General features: G+C 65.2%; 15 protein-coding genes. 2 read left to right on the top strand and 13 right to left on the bottom strand.

Annotation, left to right across the window (positions count from 1 at the left end; all coding sequences use genetic code 11):
• Positions 1 to 15: 15 nt before the first annotated feature.
• Both BMX93_RS07885 and BMX93_RS07880 read right to left on the bottom strand, forming a co-directional pair.
• Positions 16 to 1224: a thiolase family protein gene (locus tag BMX93_RS07885; RefSeq protein WP_091969815.1), complete on the bottom strand. Its 1209-nt coding sequence runs from the start codon at positions 1222 to 1224 to the stop codon at positions 16 to 18.
• Entirely contained in the window at positions 1221 to 2264 is a 1044-nt protein-coding gene (locus BMX93_RS07880; RefSeq protein WP_245725793.1) for an AMP-binding protein, read from the bottom strand. The genes BMX93_RS07885 and BMX93_RS07880 overlap by 4 nt, the downstream gene beginning before the upstream one ends.
• Before the next feature lie 540 nt (positions 2265 to 2804).
• Here BMX93_RS07880 and BMX93_RS07875 point away from each other — a divergent pair.
• A complete protein-coding gene (locus BMX93_RS07875) occupies positions 2805 to 3356 on the top strand; it encodes a thiamine phosphate synthase (protein ID WP_245725792.1) in 552 nt (183 codons plus the stop codon).
• Here BMX93_RS07875 and BMX93_RS07870 read toward each other — a convergent pair.
• From BMX93_RS07870 to BMX93_RS07840, 7 genes are all read right to left on the bottom strand, one after another.
• A complete protein-coding gene (locus BMX93_RS07870) occupies positions 3353 to 4666 on the bottom strand; it encodes an MFS transporter (RefSeq protein ID WP_091969813.1) in 1314 nt (437 codons plus the stop codon). The genes BMX93_RS07875 and BMX93_RS07870 overlap by 4 nt on opposite strands.
• Before the next feature lie 6 nt (positions 4667 to 4672).
• Complete coding sequence (locus BMX93_RS07865) at positions 4673 to 6214, bottom strand: aromatic amino acid ammonia-lyase (RefSeq protein ID WP_091969811.1); 1542 nt, start codon at positions 6212 to 6214, stop codon at positions 4673 to 4675.
• A gap of 227 nt (positions 6215 to 6441) precedes the next feature.
• On the bottom strand, positions 6442 to 7272 hold the full coding sequence (locus tag BMX93_RS07860; protein ID WP_091969809.1) for an IclR family transcriptional regulator: 831 nt from the start codon (positions 7270 to 7272) through the stop codon (positions 6442 to 6444).
• Between the two features lie 45 nt (positions 7273 to 7317).
• A complete protein-coding gene (locus BMX93_RS07855) occupies positions 7318 to 9330 on the bottom strand; it encodes a urocanate hydratase (protein WP_091969807.1) in 2013 nt (670 codons plus the stop codon).
• Positions 9327 to 10544, bottom strand: coding sequence for an imidazolonepropionase (gene hutI / locus BMX93_RS07850; protein ID WP_091969805.1), 1218 nt, complete (start codon positions 10542 to 10544; stop codon positions 9327 to 9329). Before hutI ends, BMX93_RS07855 begins: the two co-directional genes overlap by 4 nt.
• Positions 10541 to 11863: a formimidoylglutamate deiminase gene (locus tag BMX93_RS07845; protein ID WP_091969803.1), complete on the bottom strand. Its 1323-nt coding sequence runs from the start codon at positions 11861 to 11863 to the stop codon at positions 10541 to 10543. Before BMX93_RS07845 ends, hutI begins: the two co-directional genes overlap by 4 nt.
• Positions 11860 to 13149, bottom strand: coding sequence for an allantoate amidohydrolase (locus BMX93_RS07840; RefSeq protein WP_091969801.1), 1290 nt, complete (start codon positions 13147 to 13149; stop codon positions 11860 to 11862). Before BMX93_RS07840 ends, BMX93_RS07845 begins: the two co-directional genes overlap by 4 nt.
• A 362-nt stretch (positions 13150 to 13511) precedes the next feature.
• Here BMX93_RS07840 and BMX93_RS07835 point away from each other — a divergent pair, with 362 nt between their 5' ends.
• Positions 13512 to 13943: a PaaI family thioesterase gene (locus tag BMX93_RS07835; protein ID WP_218139273.1), complete on the top strand. Its 432-nt coding sequence runs from the start codon at positions 13512 to 13514 to the stop codon at positions 13941 to 13943.
• A 44-nt stretch (positions 13944 to 13987) separates the two neighbouring features.
• Here the strand turns inward: BMX93_RS07835 and BMX93_RS07830 are convergent, their stop codons facing one another.
• The 4 genes from BMX93_RS07830 to aroA form a co-directional block, all read right to left on the bottom strand.
• Positions 13988 to 15988, bottom strand: coding sequence for an FAD-dependent oxidoreductase (locus BMX93_RS07830; protein WP_091969798.1), 2001 nt, complete (start codon positions 15986 to 15988; stop codon positions 13988 to 13990).
• Positions 15985 to 16812 (bottom strand): SDR family oxidoreductase, encoded by an 828-nt coding sequence (locus tag BMX93_RS07825; protein ID WP_091969796.1) that lies wholly within the window; start codon positions 16810 to 16812, stop codon positions 15985 to 15987. Before BMX93_RS07825 ends, BMX93_RS07830 begins: the two co-directional genes overlap by 4 nt.
• A 92-nt stretch (positions 16813 to 16904) precedes the next feature.
• Positions 16905 to 18056 (bottom strand): acyl-CoA dehydrogenase family protein, encoded by a 1152-nt coding sequence (locus tag BMX93_RS07820; protein ID WP_091969794.1) that lies wholly within the window; start codon positions 18054 to 18056, stop codon positions 16905 to 16907.
• Between the two features lie 5 nt (positions 18057 to 18061).
• Positions 18062 to 21190 carry a 3-phosphoshikimate 1-carboxyvinyltransferase gene (gene aroA, locus BMX93_RS07815; RefSeq protein ID WP_091969792.1) on the bottom strand — a complete coding sequence of 1043 codons (3129 nt, stop codon included), beginning with the start codon at positions 21188 to 21190 and terminating at the stop codon, positions 18062 to 18064.
• Positions 21191 to 21567: the final 377 nt, after the last annotated feature.

Raw genomic sequence — 21567 nt, 5'->3', positions numbered from 1 at the left:
AAGCCTAGACGCTGCCTAAGCCAGCTCCTCCCCGGATCGGCCGGCGGGAGCGACCGACGAGGTGAGCGAGCAGGCCTGAACCAGCATGGCCGAGCCCTGGCCGCCCCCGATCGCGATGGCTGCCAGCCCATACCCGCCTCGCCCGGAACGCACCAAGGCACTGAAGAGCCGAACCAGCAATATCGCACCAGAGGCAGCCCATGGGTGGCCCAGTCCGATGGCGCCGCCGTCCGGGCAGATGCGGCGCTCGTCGAGCCCCAGGCCGTCGGCGCAGGCCAGCACCTGGCCCGCGAAGGCCTCGTTGAGCTCCACCACCGAGATCTCGTCGAGCCCGACGCCGGTGTGTTCCAGCACGCCCTGGACGGCGGGGACGATCCCCCAGCCAGGACGGTCGGGATCACATCCCGCGGTGACGCAGCCTAGGACCCGCAGCCCCGGCACGCCGATCCGGGCGTGGGTGGCAGCGTCCACCATGACGAGCGCCGCGGCTCCGTCGCTGACCCCGCATGAGCTGGCCGCGGTGACGGTGCCGCCCGTGCGGAACTGGGGCGGGAAGCGGGCCAGCCGGGCCGCGGTGAATCCCCAGCGGGGCCGCTCGTCGAGGTGGTGCCCGGCGATATCGACCGTTTCCGCGGCGAAGACGCCGGCCTGCCGAGCGGTGACGGCCCGCTGATGGGAACGGAGGGCATAGGCGTCCTGACGTTCACGGCCGATTCCGTGCTCCTCGGCGAGCAGATCGGCCGCGAGGCCCATCTCGGGGTCATTCCACGGAGGTGGCGCGAAGGGAGCCCGCTCATAGCTGCGCGCCGGCGAATCGGCGGTGGGCGGCCACGCGGTGAGCGGCTGGGTGGAGACTGCCTGGACTCCCCCGGCGAGGACGACGCCGGGCATGCTGCGGCATCGGTGCCAGGCGTATTCGAGCGCTGCCATGCCCGAACCGCACTGCCGATCGACGGTGAGTGCCGCGACGCGCGGGTCGAGTCCCGCGGCCAAGGCCGCCACCCGGGCCGGGTTGCCACCAGGACCGCGAACATTGCCGAGCACCAGCTCTGAGGGCTCCAGACCCGCAGGCAGCTGCGCCGCCAAGGCTCCGATCACCGGTGCAGCCAGCGCCGTTGTGTCGAGCTCGCGGAAGATGCCATGCCGGTTGCCGATGGGAGTACGCAGGGCACCGATGATGACCGGGCTGCGGTCGTCGGTCTCGGTGAGGCTGCCCGGGATCATGACACCGCCCCGCGGTGGGCCGTGGCGAGCGCTGCCGTGAGGGCTCGCAGATCGACCTTGCCGGCCGCGGTGAGCGGAGGTCTGGCCACCCATTCCCACCGCCGGGGACGCTGGGCCCCGCTCAGCTCGCGACGGGCCCAGGCGCGCAGCAGGTCGAGGTCACTTCGCTCGGTGACGACAGCGGTGAGCACCTGCCCGACCCGGGCGTCGGGGCAGCCCATGAGATACACCTCACCGTGGGCCATCCTTCGCAGGACCCCCAACACCGGGGCAATCGGCACTGTCTGCCCCGCCGTCGTTACGGCGCCCGCGCGCCCGTCGATCAGCAGTCTCGCTCCCTCGAGCCGGCCCCGGTCACCGACCGTGGCGAATCCGTCGGCCCCACGGTCCAGCTCGTGGAACACGCCATCGTCCTGCGAGCCGATGCACAACCAGGGTGAACGCACCCAGATCTGCCCGCTGCGCAAGGAGATCTCGACGTGGTCGAAGGACCTGAGATCGTCCGTGCTCGTGCCCATGGCCACCATGGACAGTTCAGCAGCCCCGTAGTAATGGCTCACCAGCAGGCCCTGGCGCTGGGCGCGTTCGGCCAGCACCGAGGGCAGCGCATCCCCGGCGACGATCACGGTACGCAGCCGAAGGCGCTGGCTCCGCCCACGCTCCAGGAGCTGGATGAGCCCGGCCGGGGTGAGCTGCGCAACGGTCGCCGAACCCAGTTCGCTGCTCGTCCAGCTCCCCCCGATGTGCTCGGCGAGGCAGGCGGCGAACAAATTCATCGTCGATGCCATCGGGCCGGGAATCCAGATCCGGTCCTGGGCCTCCAGCCCGCACCGGCGGGCCACCGCGCTGAAGCTGTCCACCCACGAATCGGTGGTACGCACGATGATTCTTGGGCGTCCGGTGGTGGTTCCCGAGGTGCGCAGGCCGACGAGCTTGCGCGCATGATGGGCGGCCCAGAACTGCCCCACGGCGCTGGGGGCCGCATCCAGGACTTGGATACCGCGGCGCAGCTGTGTCGCACCTTCCGCGAACTCACCCACATGCCCTCCCCGCTCGACGAAAGCAGTCTAGGACAGCACTGAACAGTGTTCAGCACGTCAGTGCCTGTGGTACTCCCGGACGAGCCACCTCCAACAACCAGCACACCCCGGACGAGCCACCTCCAACAACCAGCACACCCCGGACGAGCCACCTCCAACAACCAGCACACCCCGGGCGAGCTCTTTCTGACGCAAGTTGCCCCAAACAGCATGTCGAACGGCTGTTTTCAGCATCTTCGGTCAGTTTCGTCTCACCACGGGTCCGGCATCGCCCGCACAACGGCCGATGATCCGACCGGCGGGGAGAGTTTCTGGCACAATGCCCGGCAGGGACACGGGGTGCGCCCACCTGGCGCTGAGAACAAATCCGTGGAACCTGATCTAGCTGTACTGACCGGGGATGTCCTCAGTGGCACGCGCGACCCCTAACACGAAAACCGCTGGGTCCCTCACCGCAGCCCTGCCGAGCCCGGGCCGTGCCGTGCTCAGCGCCCGTGTGGTGGGGCAGTCTCCCGGGCAAACCCCACGGGCCGGGTCATCGTGGACGACCGGGCGGACGTCGCCTTCGCCGCGATGCGTCGTGACATCGGACCGTGGGGAACCACCGCGGAGGCAGTGGCCATGGACAGCGTGCGTCCAGGCGCACCAGCGGACGGAGTGCCCTTGGGAGCGACCGATCTGCCGGTTCGCGATGCGCGGGAGATGCTCGGCCCCGACGCCATCATCGGCTTCACCACCGGATCTGCCGGACTGGGGCGCGACGCCCAGCGGGATGCCGTGGTCATCGATCACCTGGGCGCCGGACCCATCCATCCCACCCCGACCAAGGATTCCCGACGAGCACCACGTGGGACCACCGGCCATCCCGAGCTCGTCCGCGCCAGAAGCCTTCCTACCGTTGCCATCGGTGACATGACACCACCAGACCTGCCGGAGCTGACTCGCACCGCCATCGCCGGGGTCGCCATGGTGCGAGCGATCATCCCCGCCGCAGATCCTCGCGCAGTGCTCGGGAGCATGCTGGGATGTTCTGCACCCAACGTGGCTCCATGCCAAACCGCCGGCGGGGATTCGCCTAGAAATCGCGTCTAGACAAGGTGGTTTTTCGAGGTCTCCGGGGCCCACCACCAAGTGAAAACAGCACCTACGGCGAGTACTGCGGCGAGGACATACATCGATGCCGCGATCCCCCAACCGGTAAGCATGAGTGGGAGGAGGAAGGTGCCCGCTGCCGATGCGATACGGCTCAGACCGTTCAGGAGACCGACACCTGAGGATCTGATCGGGGTGGGAAACAGCTCGGGCGGATAAACCTGTGTCAAGTTCGATGCTGCGGACATCACGAATGTATAGACAGCAAAGGGGATCATGAGGACGAAAGCCGGCATGCCGGACGTCAAGCCGAGCACTAGCAGCGAAACCGCCAGCACGACGAAGGACCAGAAAGTCGCCGCGCGCCGCGAATAGCGTTGGACGAGCCATAGACCTGCGATTCCGCCGACGAGCAGGAAGAAATTGAGAATAATGTATTGCAGGTTGGCGTCCTGAATTTTCAAGTTCTCAAAAATTGTCGGTACAAAAGTGTAAATGGCAAAATAGGGCAGCACGAGTGCGCTGTAGAAGACAACACCGAACCAGGTGCGCTTGGCCTGCCCCTTGACGAACAGACGCCGGTAGTCATTCGAGGCGTTCTCCCCGACAGACGTGACCAGCTCGGCATCTGTGAGTTCGACGCCGAGATGCTTGCGCACAATTGCCCGTGCCTCCTCGACACGACCGCGGCTAATGAGCCACCCCGGTGATTCCGGAGCACCGATCCTCACAAGCAGCACAACGATCGCGGGAATTGCACCACTCGCCAGCAACCATCGCCAGGCATCACCGGTGCCAACAAGAAGCACACCCAGGACATTCGCCACAACATAGCCCACTGTCCATAGCACAGTCAGCGAGGCAAGCATGAAACCTCGCTGCTTGCGTGGTGCGAATTCGGACTGCAGTGTCGGACCAACAGCATAATCAGCGCCGAGCCCAAAGCCGATGAGCACCCGAAGAACAAAAAGGACCCACAACCCGGGCGCCCACAGTTGTAGCAAAGAGGCCACAGCAATGAGAATGAAGTTGAGCACATAGACGCGCTGACGCCCGATGATGTCACCTACTCGGCCAAGCACCATGCTCCCGAAGAACAGGCCAATGAGAGCAGAGCTGGCGAGCATCCCCTGCTCGAAACCGCTGAGGACCCATTTCGTGGTGAGTATTGGCAGCAGAGCACCGATGATACCCAGCGCGTAGCCGTCGGAGAAGTTTGCCCCAAAGGTCATCGCGGTGATCCGTAAATGGAATCTACCGAATGGAACTTCATCGAGGGACGAGTGCTGGAGGGAACTGATTTGTGACATGTTTGTTCAGCCGATCATATTGGTGGGAAGATGGGAATGGACAAATTTCTCGATGAGAGCAATATCCCCGCTCAACGGCCGGTCGGCGAGATCCCGGGAACCAGGAATCTGCCCCAGATAACTGGACAATGGCGCACCGGGCGGCAGCACAATTCCTGTGAGCTGGATCGCTCGCCGGGCCGACAGCAATTCACAGGCAAGTATTGATTCCGCAGCATCAAGTGCCCCGAGCAGTTGATCGACGGCGCTCGGTGCAAAACTTGCGTGGTCCTCTGTCCCCAAGGAAATCACGGTTGTCCCCAATGAGGCCGGCGCCGCCAGACTCCGCAGACGTGACATGGCGGCCGCCGCCACGTATTCGACGACCATCGCGCCGCTACTGCCCGTCTGACCGTCTGAGAGAAAGGCGGTCAACCCGGTTACCGCTGGATCACAGAGGTTGCTCAACCGGGCGAGTGATAATTGCGCCGCTCCATTGAGGGCAAGCGCTGTGCTGTCTGCCGCCAAGGCAAGCGCCTGCATGTGGAAGTTTCCATTGTGCAGAACAGAGCTGCACGAGGGGACTACAAGAGGGTTTTCAGGCGCGGAATTGATTTCGATTTCGACGACCGCTCGCAGCCGCTCGACTTCCGCTACCATGGGAGCCAAGACCTGAGGCATGGCGCGGAAACCATAGGAGTCCTGGATCCTGGTGGGAGGCACTGTGATTCCCTCGAGCGCATGACGGACCATGGCCGCCACCTCCTGCTGGCCGTGTTGCGGCCGGGCGCGATGGACTTCTGCAGCAAAGGGTTCTAAACTGCTGCGACAAGCCGTTGCCGACAGTGCCGTTGCGAACGCGTAATGATGCACCCAGTTCTCCGCCACAATGACAGCGCGTGCGGCGCGGGCGACAGTCAATGCATTGCTTGAGATGAACGGCAAGGCCTCTCCGCCCATCGGCTGCCATCGTCGCTCGGTCAGTCCCGAACGAGTAGGGAGTTCGCCCGCCAGGGTCAGCGCAGTCTCGGCCAGGGCGCTGAGATCTCCGGTACCAATCGATCCAAACGAGTGAATGGCGGGTAAACTATTGTCGGCCAGCATGTCAACCAATGCGTCCGCAACGCGGGCGGCGAGCCCCGATCCTCCGTGGCGAAGTTGGCTGATACGTACAAGAAGCATCATCCGAACATCACTGTCGCTGACAAGAGGCCCGGCCCCGGTAGCGTGGCTGCGCAGCAAACGAAGGTCCTGAGCTCGGCGTGCCTCCGCATTGATGGCGACAGTACGATTTGCCCCAACACCCGTCGTCCGGCCGTAAACCGGATGCCCATCGGCGAATTTCGCGGCGGCCACAGCAGCCTCATCCATCCGCGCGCGGTCGCCGTCGGTCAGGAGCGCCGGCTGGTGTTCGGTCGAAATGTCGAAAAGATCCTCGATCGTGAGGACCTCGATGTCATCGTCGCCGATGCAAGCGCCTTGGCTGTCAACGACCGCTGCGTCATCAGTCGTCCGACCACCCTCCGCTCCTGCGCCAATCCCGTATTTCGTCTCATCCGTAAACCGCATTTGTCCTCCTTCCAGCCTGGGAATCCCTGGAAACCCCTAACAGTGTGGAACTCACAGATGTCGTGCTGACGTCCGCGATGAAGGTTCGTGTCCGACACCCCGGACACGAAACACTGCTTCACCTGACCGTAACGAGAGGTTCCGGCGAGCTCCGGGCATTGTGTGCAGAGCGGCACCGGACGATGGTGAGCTCGAATGCCAACCACAATGCAGCGGCACCAAGAACTTCAGATGCGATGGGACGCCCCGGGCCGGCCCAGGCGAGACCCTCCGGATGTTTGCGCACCGAGCCGACGTTCCAGCTCGGCGGCGAAGCGCTGGATGTCGGGAAGGACATCTGCGACCATCTGCTTCACGTCAGGATGCCGATCAATCTCGAAAGTGACACCGAAGGCGGCCTGCGGCCAGTCGTTGAGATCAAAAACGGGGACCACCACGGAGGCCAACCCTTCGGTGACCTCCTCAACTTCTATGGCGTACCCGCACTTGCGAATCTCCTGAAGGTCACGGACCAGTGCGGCAAAGCTCGCCGGAGACCGACCCGCGACCCGAGAAGGCAACTCCTGATTCCGGGGAATCATGGCGCGTACCTGCTCCTTCGGCAGCCAGGCCATGATTGCCCGACCACTTGCAGTCTGGTACGCGGGCAGCCGGACACCCTCCTCGGTCACCAGAGGAGCACGGCGCGGAGCGCGCTCTTCGGCGACATAGATCACGTCCGAACCCTGCAAGATCGCCAGGTGAGGGGCCTCACCGACCCGGTCGACAAAGCGACGCAGCATCACCTTGCTGAGCCGCGCAAGTGGCTCCTGCCGGGAATAGGCAGAGCTGAGCTCGAATGCGCGGGCGCCAAGCGCGTATCGCCGGGCAGGACGCAACGCGACCGCGTACCCGTACTCGCACAGCACACCGAGGAGTTCATAGACCGTCGACCGCGGAATAGTCAGCTCAATGGCGATTGACTGCGCAGAAACCGGCGCCGCCTGCGAGGCCATATAGGTGAGGATTCTGAGAAGATTGGCCGTATTCCGGGGAGGCCGAGGTGCCACTACATCCATCCCTCTCACTCGTGCCCAACGATCGGAACAGCCTATCCCATCACCCTAGCTGCGCAGGGCCGCGTCGATCAACTGGTCCTCCACAAGGGCAGGAATTGTGATATGAGCCGTCCCGGACTGCGTTTCGTTGAATTCGTCACCTACCTCGATAGAGTGCTGATTGCGCGCCCAGGCACGTCTCGCCACTCCACCCATCACATCCCAGCTCATGGCATTCTCGATGATTGTGTCGACCCTTTCCGAACCATCCAGCACCAGTCCGAAACCACCATTGATTGCCTTGCCGACACCTACACCACCGCCGTTGTGCAAGGCGACGAGGCTCATACCGCGAGCTGCATTGCCCACATAGCATTGCACCGCCATATCTGCCGCCACATTTGATCCGTCTCGAACATTCGAGGTCTCCCTGAATGGCGAATCGGTGCCAGAAACGTCATGGTGGTCCCGCCCGATCATCACCGGACCAATCGTTCCTTTGCGCACCAGCTCGTTGAACCGCTTCGCGATGGCAACCCGGCCGGCGGCATCCTGATAAAGGATCCGGGCCTGTGTGCCGACCACGAGCTGAGCCTCCCGCGCATGCTTGATCCAGTTGTAGTTGTCGCGGTCCTGATACCGCCGCCCCGGGTCGATGCACTCCATTGCCGCCCGGTCCGTTGCCGCCAGATCCTCGGGAAGGCCGCTGAGACATACCCAGCGAAACGGTCCGTAACCGTAGTCGAAGAGATGGGGTCCCATGATGTCCTCGACATAGGACGGCAGGATGAAGCCCTCCTTGTCGTCGACGCCATTGCGGGAGATCCGGGTCACCCCGGCATCGAAGACAGCTTTCAGGAATGCATTGCCATAGTCAAAGAAGTAGGCCCCGCTCGCCACCAACGTTTCCACCAGTTCAATGTGATGACGCAGAGTCTTGTCCACCAGTTCCCGATACTGCTGCGGATCATCGCGCAGGAGCACGCCACGCTGCTCGAAAGTGATGCCCTCGGGACAGTAACCACCCGCGTATGCGGCATGACAGGAGGTCTGATCAGAGAACAGGTCGACCGCCACATGGTGTTCGACGAGATGGCCCAGCAGATCGACAATATTCCCCTCATAGGCAATCGACTTCGCCTGGCCGGCTGCCCGCGCAGCGTCAGCAGCCGAGACAGCATCCGTCAGATCGTTGTACGCCTCGTCAACCCACCCCTGGTCGAGCCGGGTCTTGATCCTCGAGGGATCCACCTCGGCGATCAAGGCGACACCACCAGCCAGCTTCATGGCCTTGGGTTGAGCACCGGACATGCCTCCCAGGCCGCTGGAAACGAACAGCTTGCCGCGGAGGTCGCTGTCCTCGGCAATACCGAGCTCCAGACGCCCAGCATTGAGCAGGGTGTTGTACGTGCCGTGCACAATCCCCTGTGGCCCGATGTACATCCAGCCACCAGCGGTCATCTGCCCATAATTGGTGACCCCCATCTGCGCGGCGATTTCCCAATCCTGAAGATTATCGTATTCACCGATCAACAGTCCATTGGTGATCGTCACCCTCGGCTGGTCCGGTTGCGAGGCGAACAACCCCAGCGGATGACCCGATTCCACCACCAGAGTCTGGTGATCGGTCATCTCCTGCAGATACTCACTGATCAGCCGATACTGCATCCAGTTCTGGCAGACCGCCCCAGTCTCGCCGTAGGTGACGAGCTCGTAGGGATACAGTCCGACTTCGAAGTCCAAATTGTTGTCGATCATGACCTGGAATGCCCGCCCCTCCAGGCACTGACCGGGGTATTGAGAAATAGGCCTTCCCCAGATTCGCCCGGACGGACGGAATCGGTAGCCATAGATGCGACCGTAGTTGTGCAATTCATCGAGAAACTCTGGAAGGATCTGCTCGTGCAGCGACGGATCGATATAGCGTAGCGCATTTCGTAGTGCGAGCTCCGTCTGGTGCCGGCTGAGCCTGAACCCACGTGAGGGAGCACGCCTGACACCAGACACAAATCCTGGCCGAGCCGGTAGCTCGGTGATCGGCCCGAAGGCCCCATTGCGCTTCAATGGACTGGTCGTCATTGCATTCCCTCTCGTTCCGTGACGATGTGCGTGCCGGCCAATTCGGCCGGGCTGAGTGCTCTCACCAGCGGCACTCCGGTGCGATAGGACAGATAGAGATGGTTCGGCGCATCGACCACCGCAAGGTCCGCAGGCCCACCGCGAACGATCCTGCCCAGATCACTGCGATGCAGCGCCGCGGCTCCACCAGCGGTGGCGGCCCACAGCGCCTCCTCGGGGGACATGCCCATCTGGTGCACCGCCAGCGAAATCGCCAGGCTCATCGAGTTGGAGAAGCAGGTACCAGGATTGCAATCGCTGGCCAGCGCCACTGTCAGCCCGGCATCCAGCACCCTGCGCGCATCGGGGAAGGGATGTCTGGTGGCGTATTCGACAATTGGCAGAAAGGTGACGACAGGAGACTTCTCGCCCGCAGCCTGCAGCACATCAATGTCATCATCGGTGAGATAGGTGGCATGATCAATGCTGGCGGCCCCACACTCCACGGCCACTCGAGCGCCCGGGCCCGGACCCAGCTGCGCAGCATGGACACGGCCGATGAGGCCGTGCTTCGAGCCCGCCGCAAGAACACAGCGGGTCTGATCGGCATCAAACGCACCGTCGGCCCGCGGCTCACAGAAGACGTCGACCCATTTCGCCAGCGGCGCGCAATGATCCATCATCTCGCCACACACCAGATCAACATAGTCATCCGCGCGTCCGGCATATTCCGATGGCACGACATGTGCGCCCAGGAACGTCACCTCCGGGGTGAATTCGTGCGCAATCTGCAGCATCCTGAGTTCATTCTCGATATCGAGCCCATAACCGCTCTTGATCTCGACCGTCGTCGTTCCCTGACACCTGGCCTCCTCGACCAGAAGAGCCGTATGACGCCTCAACTCTTCAGTGCTGGCCGAACGGGTGGCGGCAACGGTCTTCTGGATACCACCACCGGTGTACGGCTGGCCACACATTCGCGCCGCAAATTCAGAACTGCGTTCCCCGGCGAATACAACATGTGTATGGGAATCCACGAACCCCGGAATCAGGCACCGCCCCCGCAAGTCAATCCGATAATCCGCTGCGGGTAATCGGGCGCCACGACCGATCTCCTGGATGACTCCGTCGCTCACCACCACATGGGCATCCGGGATCACACCGAGGCGTCCCGTGCCCATTGTGAGATCATTGGTGACCAGTTGGCTGATTCCACAGATCAAGGTTGCGCTCATGGTTTCTCCGCCCGGACCTTCGAGCAGAGCTGGCACAACCGAACTGCCAGCTCGCGCCCCGAATCAGTATCGGGTCGGGCCACCGTGCGAGCCGCCACAATCACTTCGACAATGTCAGCCGCCGTTGCCGCACGAGGAATCTCCGAGAGCGCACATCCGGCGAGCCGGGGCGAATCCAGGGCGATGACAACCCAGTCGGCAAGCCTGCCGACTGCGATCTGCCCAGCATCCGGCCAGCCCAGGCTCTCCTGGCCCACCTGGGACAGGTCTGAGATGAGACCCGCAGCGCCCAGACCCTCGCGCCGCTGGCTGAGCAGGCGCACCAAGGCGTCCACCGCCTGTATCTCACCGAGCGCATCGGAACTGACGTTCTGGTCGGAACCAACCGCGAGTGGCACACCAGCTCGGACAAATGAGCGCAGCGGGGGTAATCCATCGGCCAGATCAGCCTCCGTGCTGGGGCACAACGCAACCCTTGCCCCCGCTTCGGCAAGGATCGCAATGTCGGACTCAGTGAGATGGGTGGCGTGCACGGCCGTGCTCAGCGGCGACCACACGCCACTCCTCGCAAGCAGCTGGGTCGGGGTGACACCCCAGACATCGGCACACTTCTCGTTTTCAGCCACCTGCTCCGAGAGGTGGACGTGCAATGGTGCACGATTCTCCACGGCCCAGCTCGTCACGATCTCCGCCTGCTCCGGGGAGACCGCACGCACCGAGTGGATCGCCGAACCGACACGCATCATCGAGGTGTCCGTCAACAAGGAGACGCGTTCGGCCCAGCCCTGGGCCGAGGAATCGCAGAATCTGCGCTGCCCGGAAATCGGCGGGGCGCCGAAACCGGATGAAAAATATGCAGTGTCGAGCAGGGTCAAGCGTATTCCCGCCGCTTCGGCGGCAGCCACGACTGCTTTTCCCATGGCATTCGGATCGGCGTATGGTGAACCGTCCGGCTGGTGATGCAGGTAGTGGAATTCCCCAACCGAGGTGTAGCCGCCACGCAGCATTTCCTGATAGCCGGCGAGCGCGAATTCATAATAGAGTTCCGGGGTCAAGCGATTGGCCACCCGGTACATCATCTCCCGCCAGGCCCAGAAGGACGAACCTGTGCCGCCCACGCCACGCAGCGCACGATGGAAGATGTGGCTGTGGGTATTGGCGAAGCCGGGCATCACCAGGCCCCGAATGACCTTGTCAGCTGCCTGGGGCTGGGCTCCCACGGACAAACTGGAAATCCTCTCGCCCTCGGTGACGACCCGGACCCTCGATGCCGGGCCCGAACTCAACCAGGCATTCTCCAACCAGTACGACATGGTCATCGCGCGCAATCCTCGAGATAACCGGAAAGCGCCAGCACCCCGAGGATGCAATCGCCGATTTCCGCCTGCTCGTGCGGGGTATGGGATGCGCCGTTGACGCTTCGGACGAAGAGCATCCCGGTAGGAACACCCGCATTCGCGAGGATTCCGGCGTCATGCCCGGCCGCGGTGGGCAGCCGAACCGGGGCCACGCCCACTTTCCGGCAGGCAGCAACGAGGCGATCAGCCGTCCCACCGTCGAATACTGTCGCTGGGGTCCTGGACTCCGGCTGCGGTTCATAGCTGCCCAATTGGGTCAGCACCGCATCGACGCCGTCATCGTGAGCGGCGCGCACGTCGAGCCACGCATCGGCGTGGGATGGGATCACGTTGACGCCATTCGGAGTGAGGAGGATCCGGCCAACCGTGGCAACCGCGCGGTGTTCTTCGGCTGCCCGTCGTGCATCCAGGACGAAATGGGCAAGGCCAATTGATGCATCGCGACGCATCGCAAGGGGCGTCGTGCCCGCATGATTCGCCTCCCCCGCGAACGTCACGTGCCACCTGCCGTGCGGCCAGATGCCGGTCGCGACACCCAGCGGAGCCCGGGCAGGCGCCAGCGCATAGCCCTGTTCGACGTGCAGCTCAACGTGTGCGGCAAGGCGTTCGAGGAGCTCGCGGTCCGGCCCATAGCCTTCGGGCACAACTCCTTGGGCGCCCAGCGCCTCGGCCACAGTCACCCCTGCGGAGTCGCGCAGACCCAGAACCTGATCTGCGGAATGCGCCCCGGTCAGCGTGCGCGAACCAAGACACGCCTTGCCGAAACGGGCCCCCTCCTCGTCGGAGAAGCAGACGACACCGATACTCCGGGTGGGACGAAAGCCTCTGCGGCGCAGCTCGGCGATGGCGAGCAGTGCACTGATCACACCCAGCGGGCCGTCGTAGGCACCCCCGTGCGGTACCGAGTCGAGATGCGAACCCGAGGTCACCGCACTGCGCGGTGGAATCCTCGAGGGTGAAGCAACGTCCTTCGGCAGCCACCAACCCCAGAGATTCCCCGCACTGTCCTGCTCCATCACGAGGCCGAGCGCCTCACAGCGCACGCGGAACCAGGAGCGGAGAGCAGCATCCTCATCGGTCCAGGCGAAGCGGTTGTATCCGGAATCCGGGTCAGAGGGGTCATGCCCGATGTCATCGATTTCCGCGAAACACCTCGTGATCTTGTCCCCGAGCTGTTCGTCCCCGCGCTGTTCGTCCCCGAGCTGTTCGTCCCCGAGCTGTTCGTCCCCGCGCACCGAAGCGTTCATCGCGCGAACACCCCGCTGGCAGATCGAACAGATTCACCAGGCCTTCGGAGGACAACTGAACTCATGCTTCAAGTTGACCGCCTCGTACGGCACCAACAGACCCCCTGCCAGGCGAAATTGTCCGAGATGTCAGACACGTTGCGTAGCCGTCACCTTGCCCGCTGGTCGTGGCATCCCGGCGAGATCTGGGCACCCGAGGGCCTGTAGCCGTCACCTCGCCCGCTGGTCATGGGCCCTGAACGCCGGGGACGCCACAGCCGCCGGTCCCGTCCACCCATTGCGAATGACACCGTCATGGAGCAGACCTTCGCCTCGCCACTACCGTTGACAGTCGTTGAACCATTGACGAACGGAGACGACTGGTGAGCACGCTTGAACCGCTGGACGCCATGACCGACCCCACACCACTCATGCGCTTCATGGGCATCGAGATAGGCGAGGTGAGCCCCCAGCGCGCCGAGGCGAGCATGTCGGTGGCGCCCAATACCCAGCCATTCGGGCGGCTGGCCGGCGGCGCCACCATCCTGTTGTGCGAGGAGACCGCCTCGCGCGCTGCTTCCCTGCATGCCCGCAGCCTGGGAAAGATCGCGCTCGGCCTGGAAGTGAACACCACCCACCACTGCGGGGCCACTGCCGGGCGTGTCACGGCACTCGCCGAGGCCATCCATCTGGGACGCACGATCGCCACCTACAATGTGACGGTCAGTGGCGAGGACGCTCACCTGGTGAGCACATCCCGGGTCACCTGCATCCTGGTGGATGCCCCCCGCGGGCTCCACCCCGAGCGCGGCTGAGCCGCACGGGCCACGCCGGAAGGCGGGGAGAGCTCCCGTTCCGGTTATCCTTCGACGCCATCCAGCAACTCGCGCACCGCGCGCACACCCTCGCTCGTCGAGCGCACCGCATCGAGCCTGTCGGCATTGCGGGCACCTCCGACCACCCGGAATGGCACACCGGCACGGGCCAGCGCATCCAGGTCGACCCCGACCAGCGGGGTCGAGCCGGCGGCCACCACGACCGTGTCGACCTCGATCCTGCGTGCCTGCCCGGCCACCTCGAGGTAGGCGAGGTGATCGCGCACCCTGATGAGCGTCGCCTCCTGGAGAAGCTGCGCGTTGGCCGCATGGAGATCCCCCAAGGGGATCCAGCGTGTCGTCGGACTGGTGCCTGCGGCGAAGTGCTTCGTGCCGCGGCGGATCAGCGTCATCGAGCTCGACCTGGCCAGCAGCGTCGCACCGACGTCGACGGCGACTCCGCCACCGCCGATGATGAGCACCCGGCCGAGGTCGGCGCCCTGGCCTCGTGGGTCGGCCGGTGCCAGCTCCAGGGCGGAGGCATAGTCGAGCACTCGCACGGATCCATCGACGTCGAGTTCGGGTTCACGAGCCTGCACGCCGGTCGCGACGAGCACTGCGTCGAAGTCCGCCAGCTGCTCGGTACCAGGCTCGATGCCGGTGAGCAAGGTAGCGCCCATGTGGCGTAGCCGGGCCACCCAGCTGCTGATCCCGTCGCCGTAGTCCTGTTTGGCATGCACCAAGGAGGCCAGCCTCAGTTGGCCCCCGAACTCATCGGACCTCTCGAAGAGGGTCACCTGGTGCCCTCGACTCGCCGCGTCGAAAGCGGCGCACAGCCCGGCCGGACCCGAGCCCACGACGGCAAGGCGTTTGGGTACCGCGACCCGACCGGCAGGCAGCTGCGTCTCGAAACCGGCTCGCGGATTGACCAGGCAGGAGATCGGCTTGCCGAACAGCGAACGGTCGATGCATGCCTCGTCACAGCCGATACAGGCGATCGCGGTGAACTGCGGTCCGCGCGCCACGTGCGGGTCGGCGAGGAAGGGGCGCGCGATGGCGATGGCAGTGAGCGAGGAGCTGTCGAGCGCCAGCTGGGCCTCTCGATAGTTGAGCACCCGGTTGCTGCCGATCACCGCAGTGCCGGGCACTGCCGTGGCCACCCGGTCGTCCACCCCGAGCCAGGCACCGTGCGGCACCGAGTACTGCACGGTAGGGGTGGTCGACTCGTGCCAGCCCACCCCGACACTGATCGCGTCGGCGCCCTCCTCCACCAGCAGCCGAGCCAGCTCATCGACCTGCTCGGGGGTGGTGGAGCCGGGCATCAGATCGTCCCCGGAAATGCGTACTGACAAGGGAAGACGCGTTGCAGCGCGGACGGCTGCGAGGACCTCGCAGGCAAATCGAAGACGGCGAGCGGGATCGCCACCCCACTCGTCATCGCGCCTGTTGGTGAGCGGCGAGCAGAATTCATTGATGAGATAGCCCTCGGACGCGGAGATCTCGACCGCGTCGTAGCCGAGGCGTTCGGCATGCCGGGCAGCAGCTGCGAATGCCTCGATGACCGCCGCGATGTCCTCCGCGTTCATCTCGCGGGGCATCACCCCGCGGGCCGAGCGCCAGGGCAGCGCCGTGGGAGCGATCGGCGGATCCGTGGGGCCCCCCGGGCCGCGCGAGTAGCGCCCGGCATGGAACAGCTGGACCGCGATGAGACCACCGGCCTCGTGAACGCAGCGCACCGACTCGGCCAGCGGCTCGTCGACCTCGGGGGAGCTGAAATCGATGTCGTCCGCGACGGAACGGCCCCGCGATTCCACGGCATAGCCACCGGTGATGATGAGACCTGCGCCGCCCTCGACCCGCTCACGGTAGAAGGCCCCCAACCGAGCCCCTTCGCGTTCGAAGCCGGTGTGCATGCTGCCCATGAGCAGCCTGCTGGGCACCCGCAACGAGCCGAACTGCCAGGGCACCGCCACCGGATCCGGGTCGATGGGCTCCGCGCCCTCGCGCGCCGAACGCAGCCCGAGAGCGGGCGCGACGCCCCTCATCTCTGCGTGTCGTAGGACGGCCGCTCCACCGCGTCACGCAGCGGCGAGCTCGTGTCCGACCAGTAGGGCGGTGCGACGACGGTCAGTCCGCCGTCCACATGGATCACCTGACCAGAGATATAGCCGGCATCCTGCGAGAGCAGGAAGTCGACTGCCGCCGCCATGTCCTCGGCCTTGCCAGGACGCCTCAGCGGGATCTTCTCGATCACGCTCTCCATCGGTGCCATGCCCGGTACGCGGTGGTAGAAGAAGTCGAGCGAGTCGGTGTCGATGAGGCCGCCGTTCACGGCATTCACCGTGACGCCCCTCGGCCCGTATTCGGTGGCCATGTAGCGCACCAGGGCCTCGTCGGCTGCCTTCGCGGCACCGAGCAGCGCATAGGTGGGGAAGGCGCGGCTGGAGCCGTAGCTGGTCACAACGACGATCCGGCCCCCGTCGGGCATGAGGCGCACGGCTCGCTGCGTCCCCAGGATGAAGGGACGCACGTTCATGTCGAAGCTGCGCTCGATGTGGTGCGGCTTGATGGCGTCAATCGCCTTGAAGGCACTCGCCGCCGCATTCGAGACGAAGGCATCGATCCGCGGGTAGTGCTCGGTGACGCTGTCGAACAGCGCCTCGACACCCTCGACGGTCTCGATATCGGCCTGCACGGTGAGGCCATCGGAACCAGCCGCCCTGACCTCCTCGAGGGTCTGCTCCGCGAGTTCGGCGTTGGCCTTGTAGTTCACGACCACCTCGACACCGCGCCGTGCCAGCCGCAGGGCAAGCACCTTGCCGATTCCGCGCGAGCTGCCCGTGATGACGGCCACCCTGGGTGCATTCATTGGCTTTGCTCTCCTGTCCGATCTGGATTGCTCATGTCTGTCCATGCCTACCAGTTCACCTGTGGCGGTCTCGAGGGCACCTGGGCCCGGCGTCATTCGTACTGCGCGGTGCCATCCAGCACGGCACGGGCGACGATGAGCGACTGCACCTCGTTGCTGCCCTCCTCGAAGCGCTGGGCGCGGGCGTCGCGGTAGACCCGCTCGATGGTGGAGCGCTTGAGATATCCGCGCCCGCCGAAGACCTGCAGCGCGTTGTCGGTGACCTGCGAGAGCATGTCGACAGCAACGATCTTGGATGCGCTGGACAGCGCCCCGGCATCCGGGCGGCCCTCCTCGAAGCCCTTCCCGGCCACCAGGACGAGCTCGCGGGCGGCCTTGATGGAGGCGTAGTTGCGGGCCAGCATGAACTGGATCGCCTGGCGCTTGGCGAGCGGCTTGCCGAAGGTGACCCTTTCCTTGGCGAAATCGACGGCCAGCTGCTGGGCACGCTCGGCCAGGCCCACGCAGCTCATTGCCACCGAGATCCGGCTCGGCAGCAGGAAACCGCCGAGCGCGACCTCCAGACCCTGTCCCTCCTCGCCGACCAGGGCGCTGACCGGGACCGGAGTGTCGTGGAAGTGCAAGATGGCGTGGTCGGTTCCGGCGATGCCCATGGTGCGGGAATCGTCGATCACCTCGGCACCGGGCAGCCCCGTGTTCGGCACGAGCAGCGCGACGGTGCCGTCATGGCCCGTGGTGCCCTCCAGACGGGCGGCGAGCAGCCAGTAGTCGCAGCTCACCCCGAAGGTGATGAGATGCTTCTCGCCGTTGAGCAGATAGTGGTCGCCTTCGCGACGCACAGTGGTGCGGATGTCCGCCCCGGTGCCCGAGTCGGCCTCGGTGAGAGTGAAGGCGATCCGCTTGCGTCCCTGCACGGTGGGGATGACGATCTCCTCGCGCTGCTGGGCGGTGGCGTACTTGTCGATGGCACGCCAGATGCCGTTGTTCACGTGCACCAGCATCCGGATGGAGGCGTGCAGGCGGCTGAACAGCTCCATGAGAAGCAGGAAGCGGGAGAAACCCACCCCCCGCCCGCCGAGTCTCTCCGGTGCTGCCAGCGAGAGATAGCCGCGCTGGCGCAGTTCGTCCACGAGCGCAGGCGCGACAGCGCCCTCCTTCTCGATCTGCTCGGACCATTCCTCGCCCGGCCCGGCGACCCAGGCGGCCACCTCGTCCTTCAGCTTCGCGAATGTCGCGTCGTCCATCCCGTTCACTTCTTCCCTTGGACGCTCAGGTGCTTGGCACGCTCCCTGAGCACGTTCTTCTGGATCTTTCCCACGATGTTGCGCGGCAGCGCGTCGGTGTATTCCAGCCGCTCGGGCCAGTAGTACTTCGACAGGCCGCGCTCCCCCAGATAGTGCTGCATCTGCTCGAAGCCGAGCCTCTCGTCACCGGCCGGCACGACGAACGCGCAGGCCCGCTCTCCCAGGCGCGGGTCGGGCATGGCGACAACAGCCGCGTCGGCGATCAACGGATGCTGGAAGAGCAGGTTCTCGATCTCGACGACGGGGATCTTCTCGCCCCCGCGGTTGATGACGTCCTTGACGCGGCCCGTGATGTGCAAGAAGCCGTGCTCATCGAGGGTGGCCAGGTCTCCGGTGCGGAACCAGCCGTCCTCGGTGAAGACTTCAGCGGTGAGCTCGGGACGCTCGAGATAGCCGATGAACAGGGTCGGCGAGTGGATCTCGAAGTTGCCCTCCTGCCCGGGGGGCAGCACGGTGCCATGGTCGTCGCGGATCCGCAGCTCGATACCGGGAAGTGCGCGCCCGTCGGAGCCCCAGGCCTCCTGGGGAGCATCCTGCGGAGTGGACAGCGCACCGAGACACGATTCTGTGGTCCCGAAGGCGCCGAGCACCGCGGCGTGCAGCACATCGGTGGCCTCATGGGCGAGCGCGCGAGGCACCGCGGCGCCGGTGGCGACGAAGATCCGCAGCGATTCGGGTGCCGGCGCGCCTGCCTTCACCTGGGCCACTGTGTCGGCCAGGAAGGGGGTGGCTGCCTGGACGAAGGAGGCACCGGCCTGGCCGAATGCCTGGTCGAGGGCGATCCGCGCGTCCCAGATGGGCTGGACGACCGCCGCGACGCGCAGCTGCCAGGCAAGCAGCAGTCCGTAGAGGAAGCCGGTCTGGTGGGCCATCGGGGTGGGCACGTAGATGCGATCGCCGGCATTCATCCCCAGGTGCTCGATCTCCATCGACACCGCGGTGGACAAGGCGCGGTGGGCGTGCAGCACGCCCTTGGGCTCCCCTGTGGTGCCCGAGGTGAACAGCAGCTGACAGGGGTCGTCGGGGGAGGGGGTGCGCGCGAGGATGTCCTCCACATGCGGATGCTGGCTGCCGATCGCCTCCCGGTAGTAGCGCCAGGTCCAGTGCCGGGTACGGGTGTCCGTCATCGCCTCTGCCGGCACGGGCGGGGTGGTGATGGTCACCGGACGCTCGTCGCGGGCCGTGGCGCGGACCACGATGACCTGCTCGATCTTCAGCTTTGCGCCTGGTTCCTTGGCGGCATCGATGAGGTCTTGGGGATTGTCCTGATGGCGGAAGGCATCGGGGATGAAGATCACCCGGGCGGCGGAACGGGTGAGGATTTTCGCGATCTCGTGGGGCCCGAAGACCGGCATGATCGGCGTGACCAGCGCACCGATCTGCATGATGCCGAGTGTCACCGCAACGAACTCCACCCAGTTGGGCAACTGCAGGGCGACTGCCTCGCCGCGCTGCACGCCCAGCTCGAGCAGCAGAGCGGACACCTTGTCGGCCTGGGATTGCAGCTGCGACCAGCTCGTGACGACCGGCTGCTCGCCACCCACCTCGATGACGCCCGCATCATGGGGACGCGAGCCTGCCAGCTCGCGAACGGCCCTGCTGAGCACCAGGTGGGGTTGGGGGGCGGCGCTGGTGAGGTGCTCGGACTGCCCGGCGGGCAGCTCACGGGGCGTGGCTGCCTTCGCACGATCCTCCGAGCCGACCGCACTGTCCATGTCAGCGGCATCGGTCGCCGAGTTGGGGATCACCGACATCGACAGACCTATCCCGTTCATCTGCTCCAGGAACTCCGGATAGGAGATCCGGTAGGCGCGCGGATAGGTGAGGGTCGACGAGCCCTCCGCACGGGTGGCTGCGACGGCCAGCGACATGAGCACCCGGTGGTCATTGAAGGAGGACAGCTCCGCACCGTGCAGGCTCGCCGGGCCGTTGATGAGCAGCTCGTCCTCGTGCTGCACCAGCTGACCTCCCAGGCGGTTGATCTGGAGCATCGCGGCCACCCGGTCGCATTCCTTGAGCCGGATGTGGCCCACCTCGCTCAGCCGGCTCTCGCCGTCCGCGAAGGTGGCCATCGTGGACAACACGGGCAGCAGGTCGGGGACATTGCGGCAGTTGACGTCGATGGGCTTGAGGGCTGCGCCGTCGCTGCGCACTCTCAGGAAGCCGGTCTGCTCGTCGCGGTTCATGGCCACGCCCATCTGAGCGGCGATATCGAGGAACTCGGCCTCGGGGTGATCGGCCTGTGCGGCGACGACGGCGCGCTGTCCGCGGAAGAGCACGTCGCTGGGGTGCAGCGCCGCGACGGCCACCCCGAAGGCCGCGGCGCCGATATCGGCGGGCACCGTGTACTCGGCGGCATGGCCGGTCTGACCAGCGGGGATGAAGAAGTTCTGGTACTCCTCGTCGGGTTCCACGACGAATCCCCAGTGCCGCATCATGCGCACTGTGAGGTCGACATAGGTGCGCTCGTTGAGCGGGCCGTCGACGATGTGCACCGTGGTGTCCCTCGTCGCGAAGGGAGCAAGAATGAGCAGGCCGCTGACCCACTGGGAGAGGGTGCCCTTGATGGAGACCTCGCCACCGGTCGGTGCGCCAGGCTGGACGGTCACCGGGATGCACCAGTCATCGCGTACCGATCTCAGGTCGACGCCCATGTCCAGCAGCGCCTGGAGCAGCGCACGGATCGGACGGCGCTGAACGTACTTCATGCCGGTGACGGTCACCGGGGTGGCGGCCAAGCTGACCAGGCCTGCGAGGAAGTACAAGGTGGTGCCCGACGAGCCGATGTCGATGACACCCGCGTCTGGCCCGCCGGCGACGGAGCCGCTGGCCACGAAGTGCCCGCCCACACCGTGCACGATGTACTCGTCTCCACCGACGTCGACCTGCACGCCCAGATGGCGCAATGCGTCGATGGTCCAGCCCACCTGCCGGGTTCGTGAACGTCCCGTGATCCGGCTCACCCCCGGGGCGAGCGCTGCCAACATGAGTGCCCTGTGCACGTGATACTTCGAGACTGGCACATCAAGTGCCCCGGTCAACTTTCCTGTACTCCGGTCCACCTTCAAGCGCATGCCTACGTCACCAGCTTCTCACCATCGACCCTTGGGCCAGCGACCGGCCAGGGACGAACTCCTGCGCAGCCGCCCGACAGCACCCACGTTGACTCTCCCGTAGGTTACGCTTCCGTAGCCCTTGCTCGTCAACCTGAGTCCTGTTGTCCTGACAGCATCGAGCCGGTGCTTCCCCCGATATTCCCCGCAATGACATGTGGAATTCATCTCACCGACAGGAGAATGGCGTGGGGGCCAGCCTCACACCGATAGGCTTCCCACGCCGCCGGTCGCCCGCTATTCGTGTCTTTGCCGCCACATAGGCGACCGGCGACCCCTGCTGGTGACGATGCGACTGCTGGTGCAGGCGAAGAGACTTCGAGTCGGCGGACTTTCCC

It is taken from the genome of Propionibacterium cyclohexanicum, assembly GCF_900111365.1.
Taxonomy (GTDB): domain Bacteria; phylum Actinomycetota; class Actinomycetes; order Propionibacteriales; family Propionibacteriaceae; genus Propionibacterium; species Propionibacterium cyclohexanicum.
The sequence above is the reverse complement of the archived record's forward strand: the minus strand, read 5'-3'. Positions and strand labels throughout refer to the sequence as shown.

Excerpts from the sequence above, each read along its gene's own strand:
- BMX93_RS07840 (WP_091969801.1), bottom strand. The coding sequence starts at position 13,149 with ATGAACGCTTCGGTGCGCGGGGACGAACAGCTCGGGGACGAACAGCTC.
- hutI (WP_091969805.1), bottom strand. The coding sequence starts at position 10,544 with ATGAGCGCAACCTTGATCTGTGGAATCAGCCAACTGGTCACCAATGAT.
- BMX93_RS07860 (WP_091969809.1), bottom strand. The coding sequence starts at position 7,272 with ATGGATGTAGTGGCACCTCGGCCTCCCCGGAATACGGCCAATCTTCTC.
- BMX93_RS07855 (WP_091969807.1), bottom strand. The coding sequence starts at position 9,330 with ATGACGACCAGTCCATTGAAGCGCAATGGGGCCTTCGGGCCGATCACC.
- BMX93_RS07820 (WP_091969794.1), bottom strand. The coding sequence starts at position 18,056 with ATGGACGACGCGACATTCGCGAAGCTGAAGGACGAGGTGGCCGCCTGG.
- BMX93_RS07865 (WP_091969811.1), bottom strand. The coding sequence starts at position 6,214 with ATGCGGTTTACGGATGAGACGAAATACGGGATTGGCGCAGGAGCGGAG.
- BMX93_RS07885 (WP_091969815.1), bottom strand. The coding sequence starts at position 1,224 with ATGATCCCGGGCAGCCTCACCGAGACCGACGACCGCAGCCCGGTCATC.
- BMX93_RS07830 (WP_091969798.1), bottom strand. The coding sequence starts at position 15,988 with ATGAGGGGCGTCGCGCCCGCTCTCGGGCTGCGTTCGGCGCGCGAGGGC.
- BMX93_RS07845 (WP_091969803.1), bottom strand. The coding sequence starts at position 11,863 with ATGACCATGTCGTACTGGTTGGAGAATGCCTGGTTGAGTTCGGGCCCG.
- BMX93_RS07825 (WP_091969796.1), bottom strand. The coding sequence starts at position 16,812 with ATGAATGCACCCAGGGTGGCCGTCATCACGGGCAGCTCGCGCGGAATC.
- aroA (WP_091969792.1), bottom strand. The coding sequence starts at position 21,190 with ATGCGCTTGAAGGTGGACCGGAGTACAGGAAAGTTGACCGGGGCACTT.
- BMX93_RS07870 (WP_091969813.1), bottom strand. The coding sequence starts at position 4,666 with ATGTCACAAATCAGTTCCCTCCAGCACTCGTCCCTCGATGAAGTTCCA.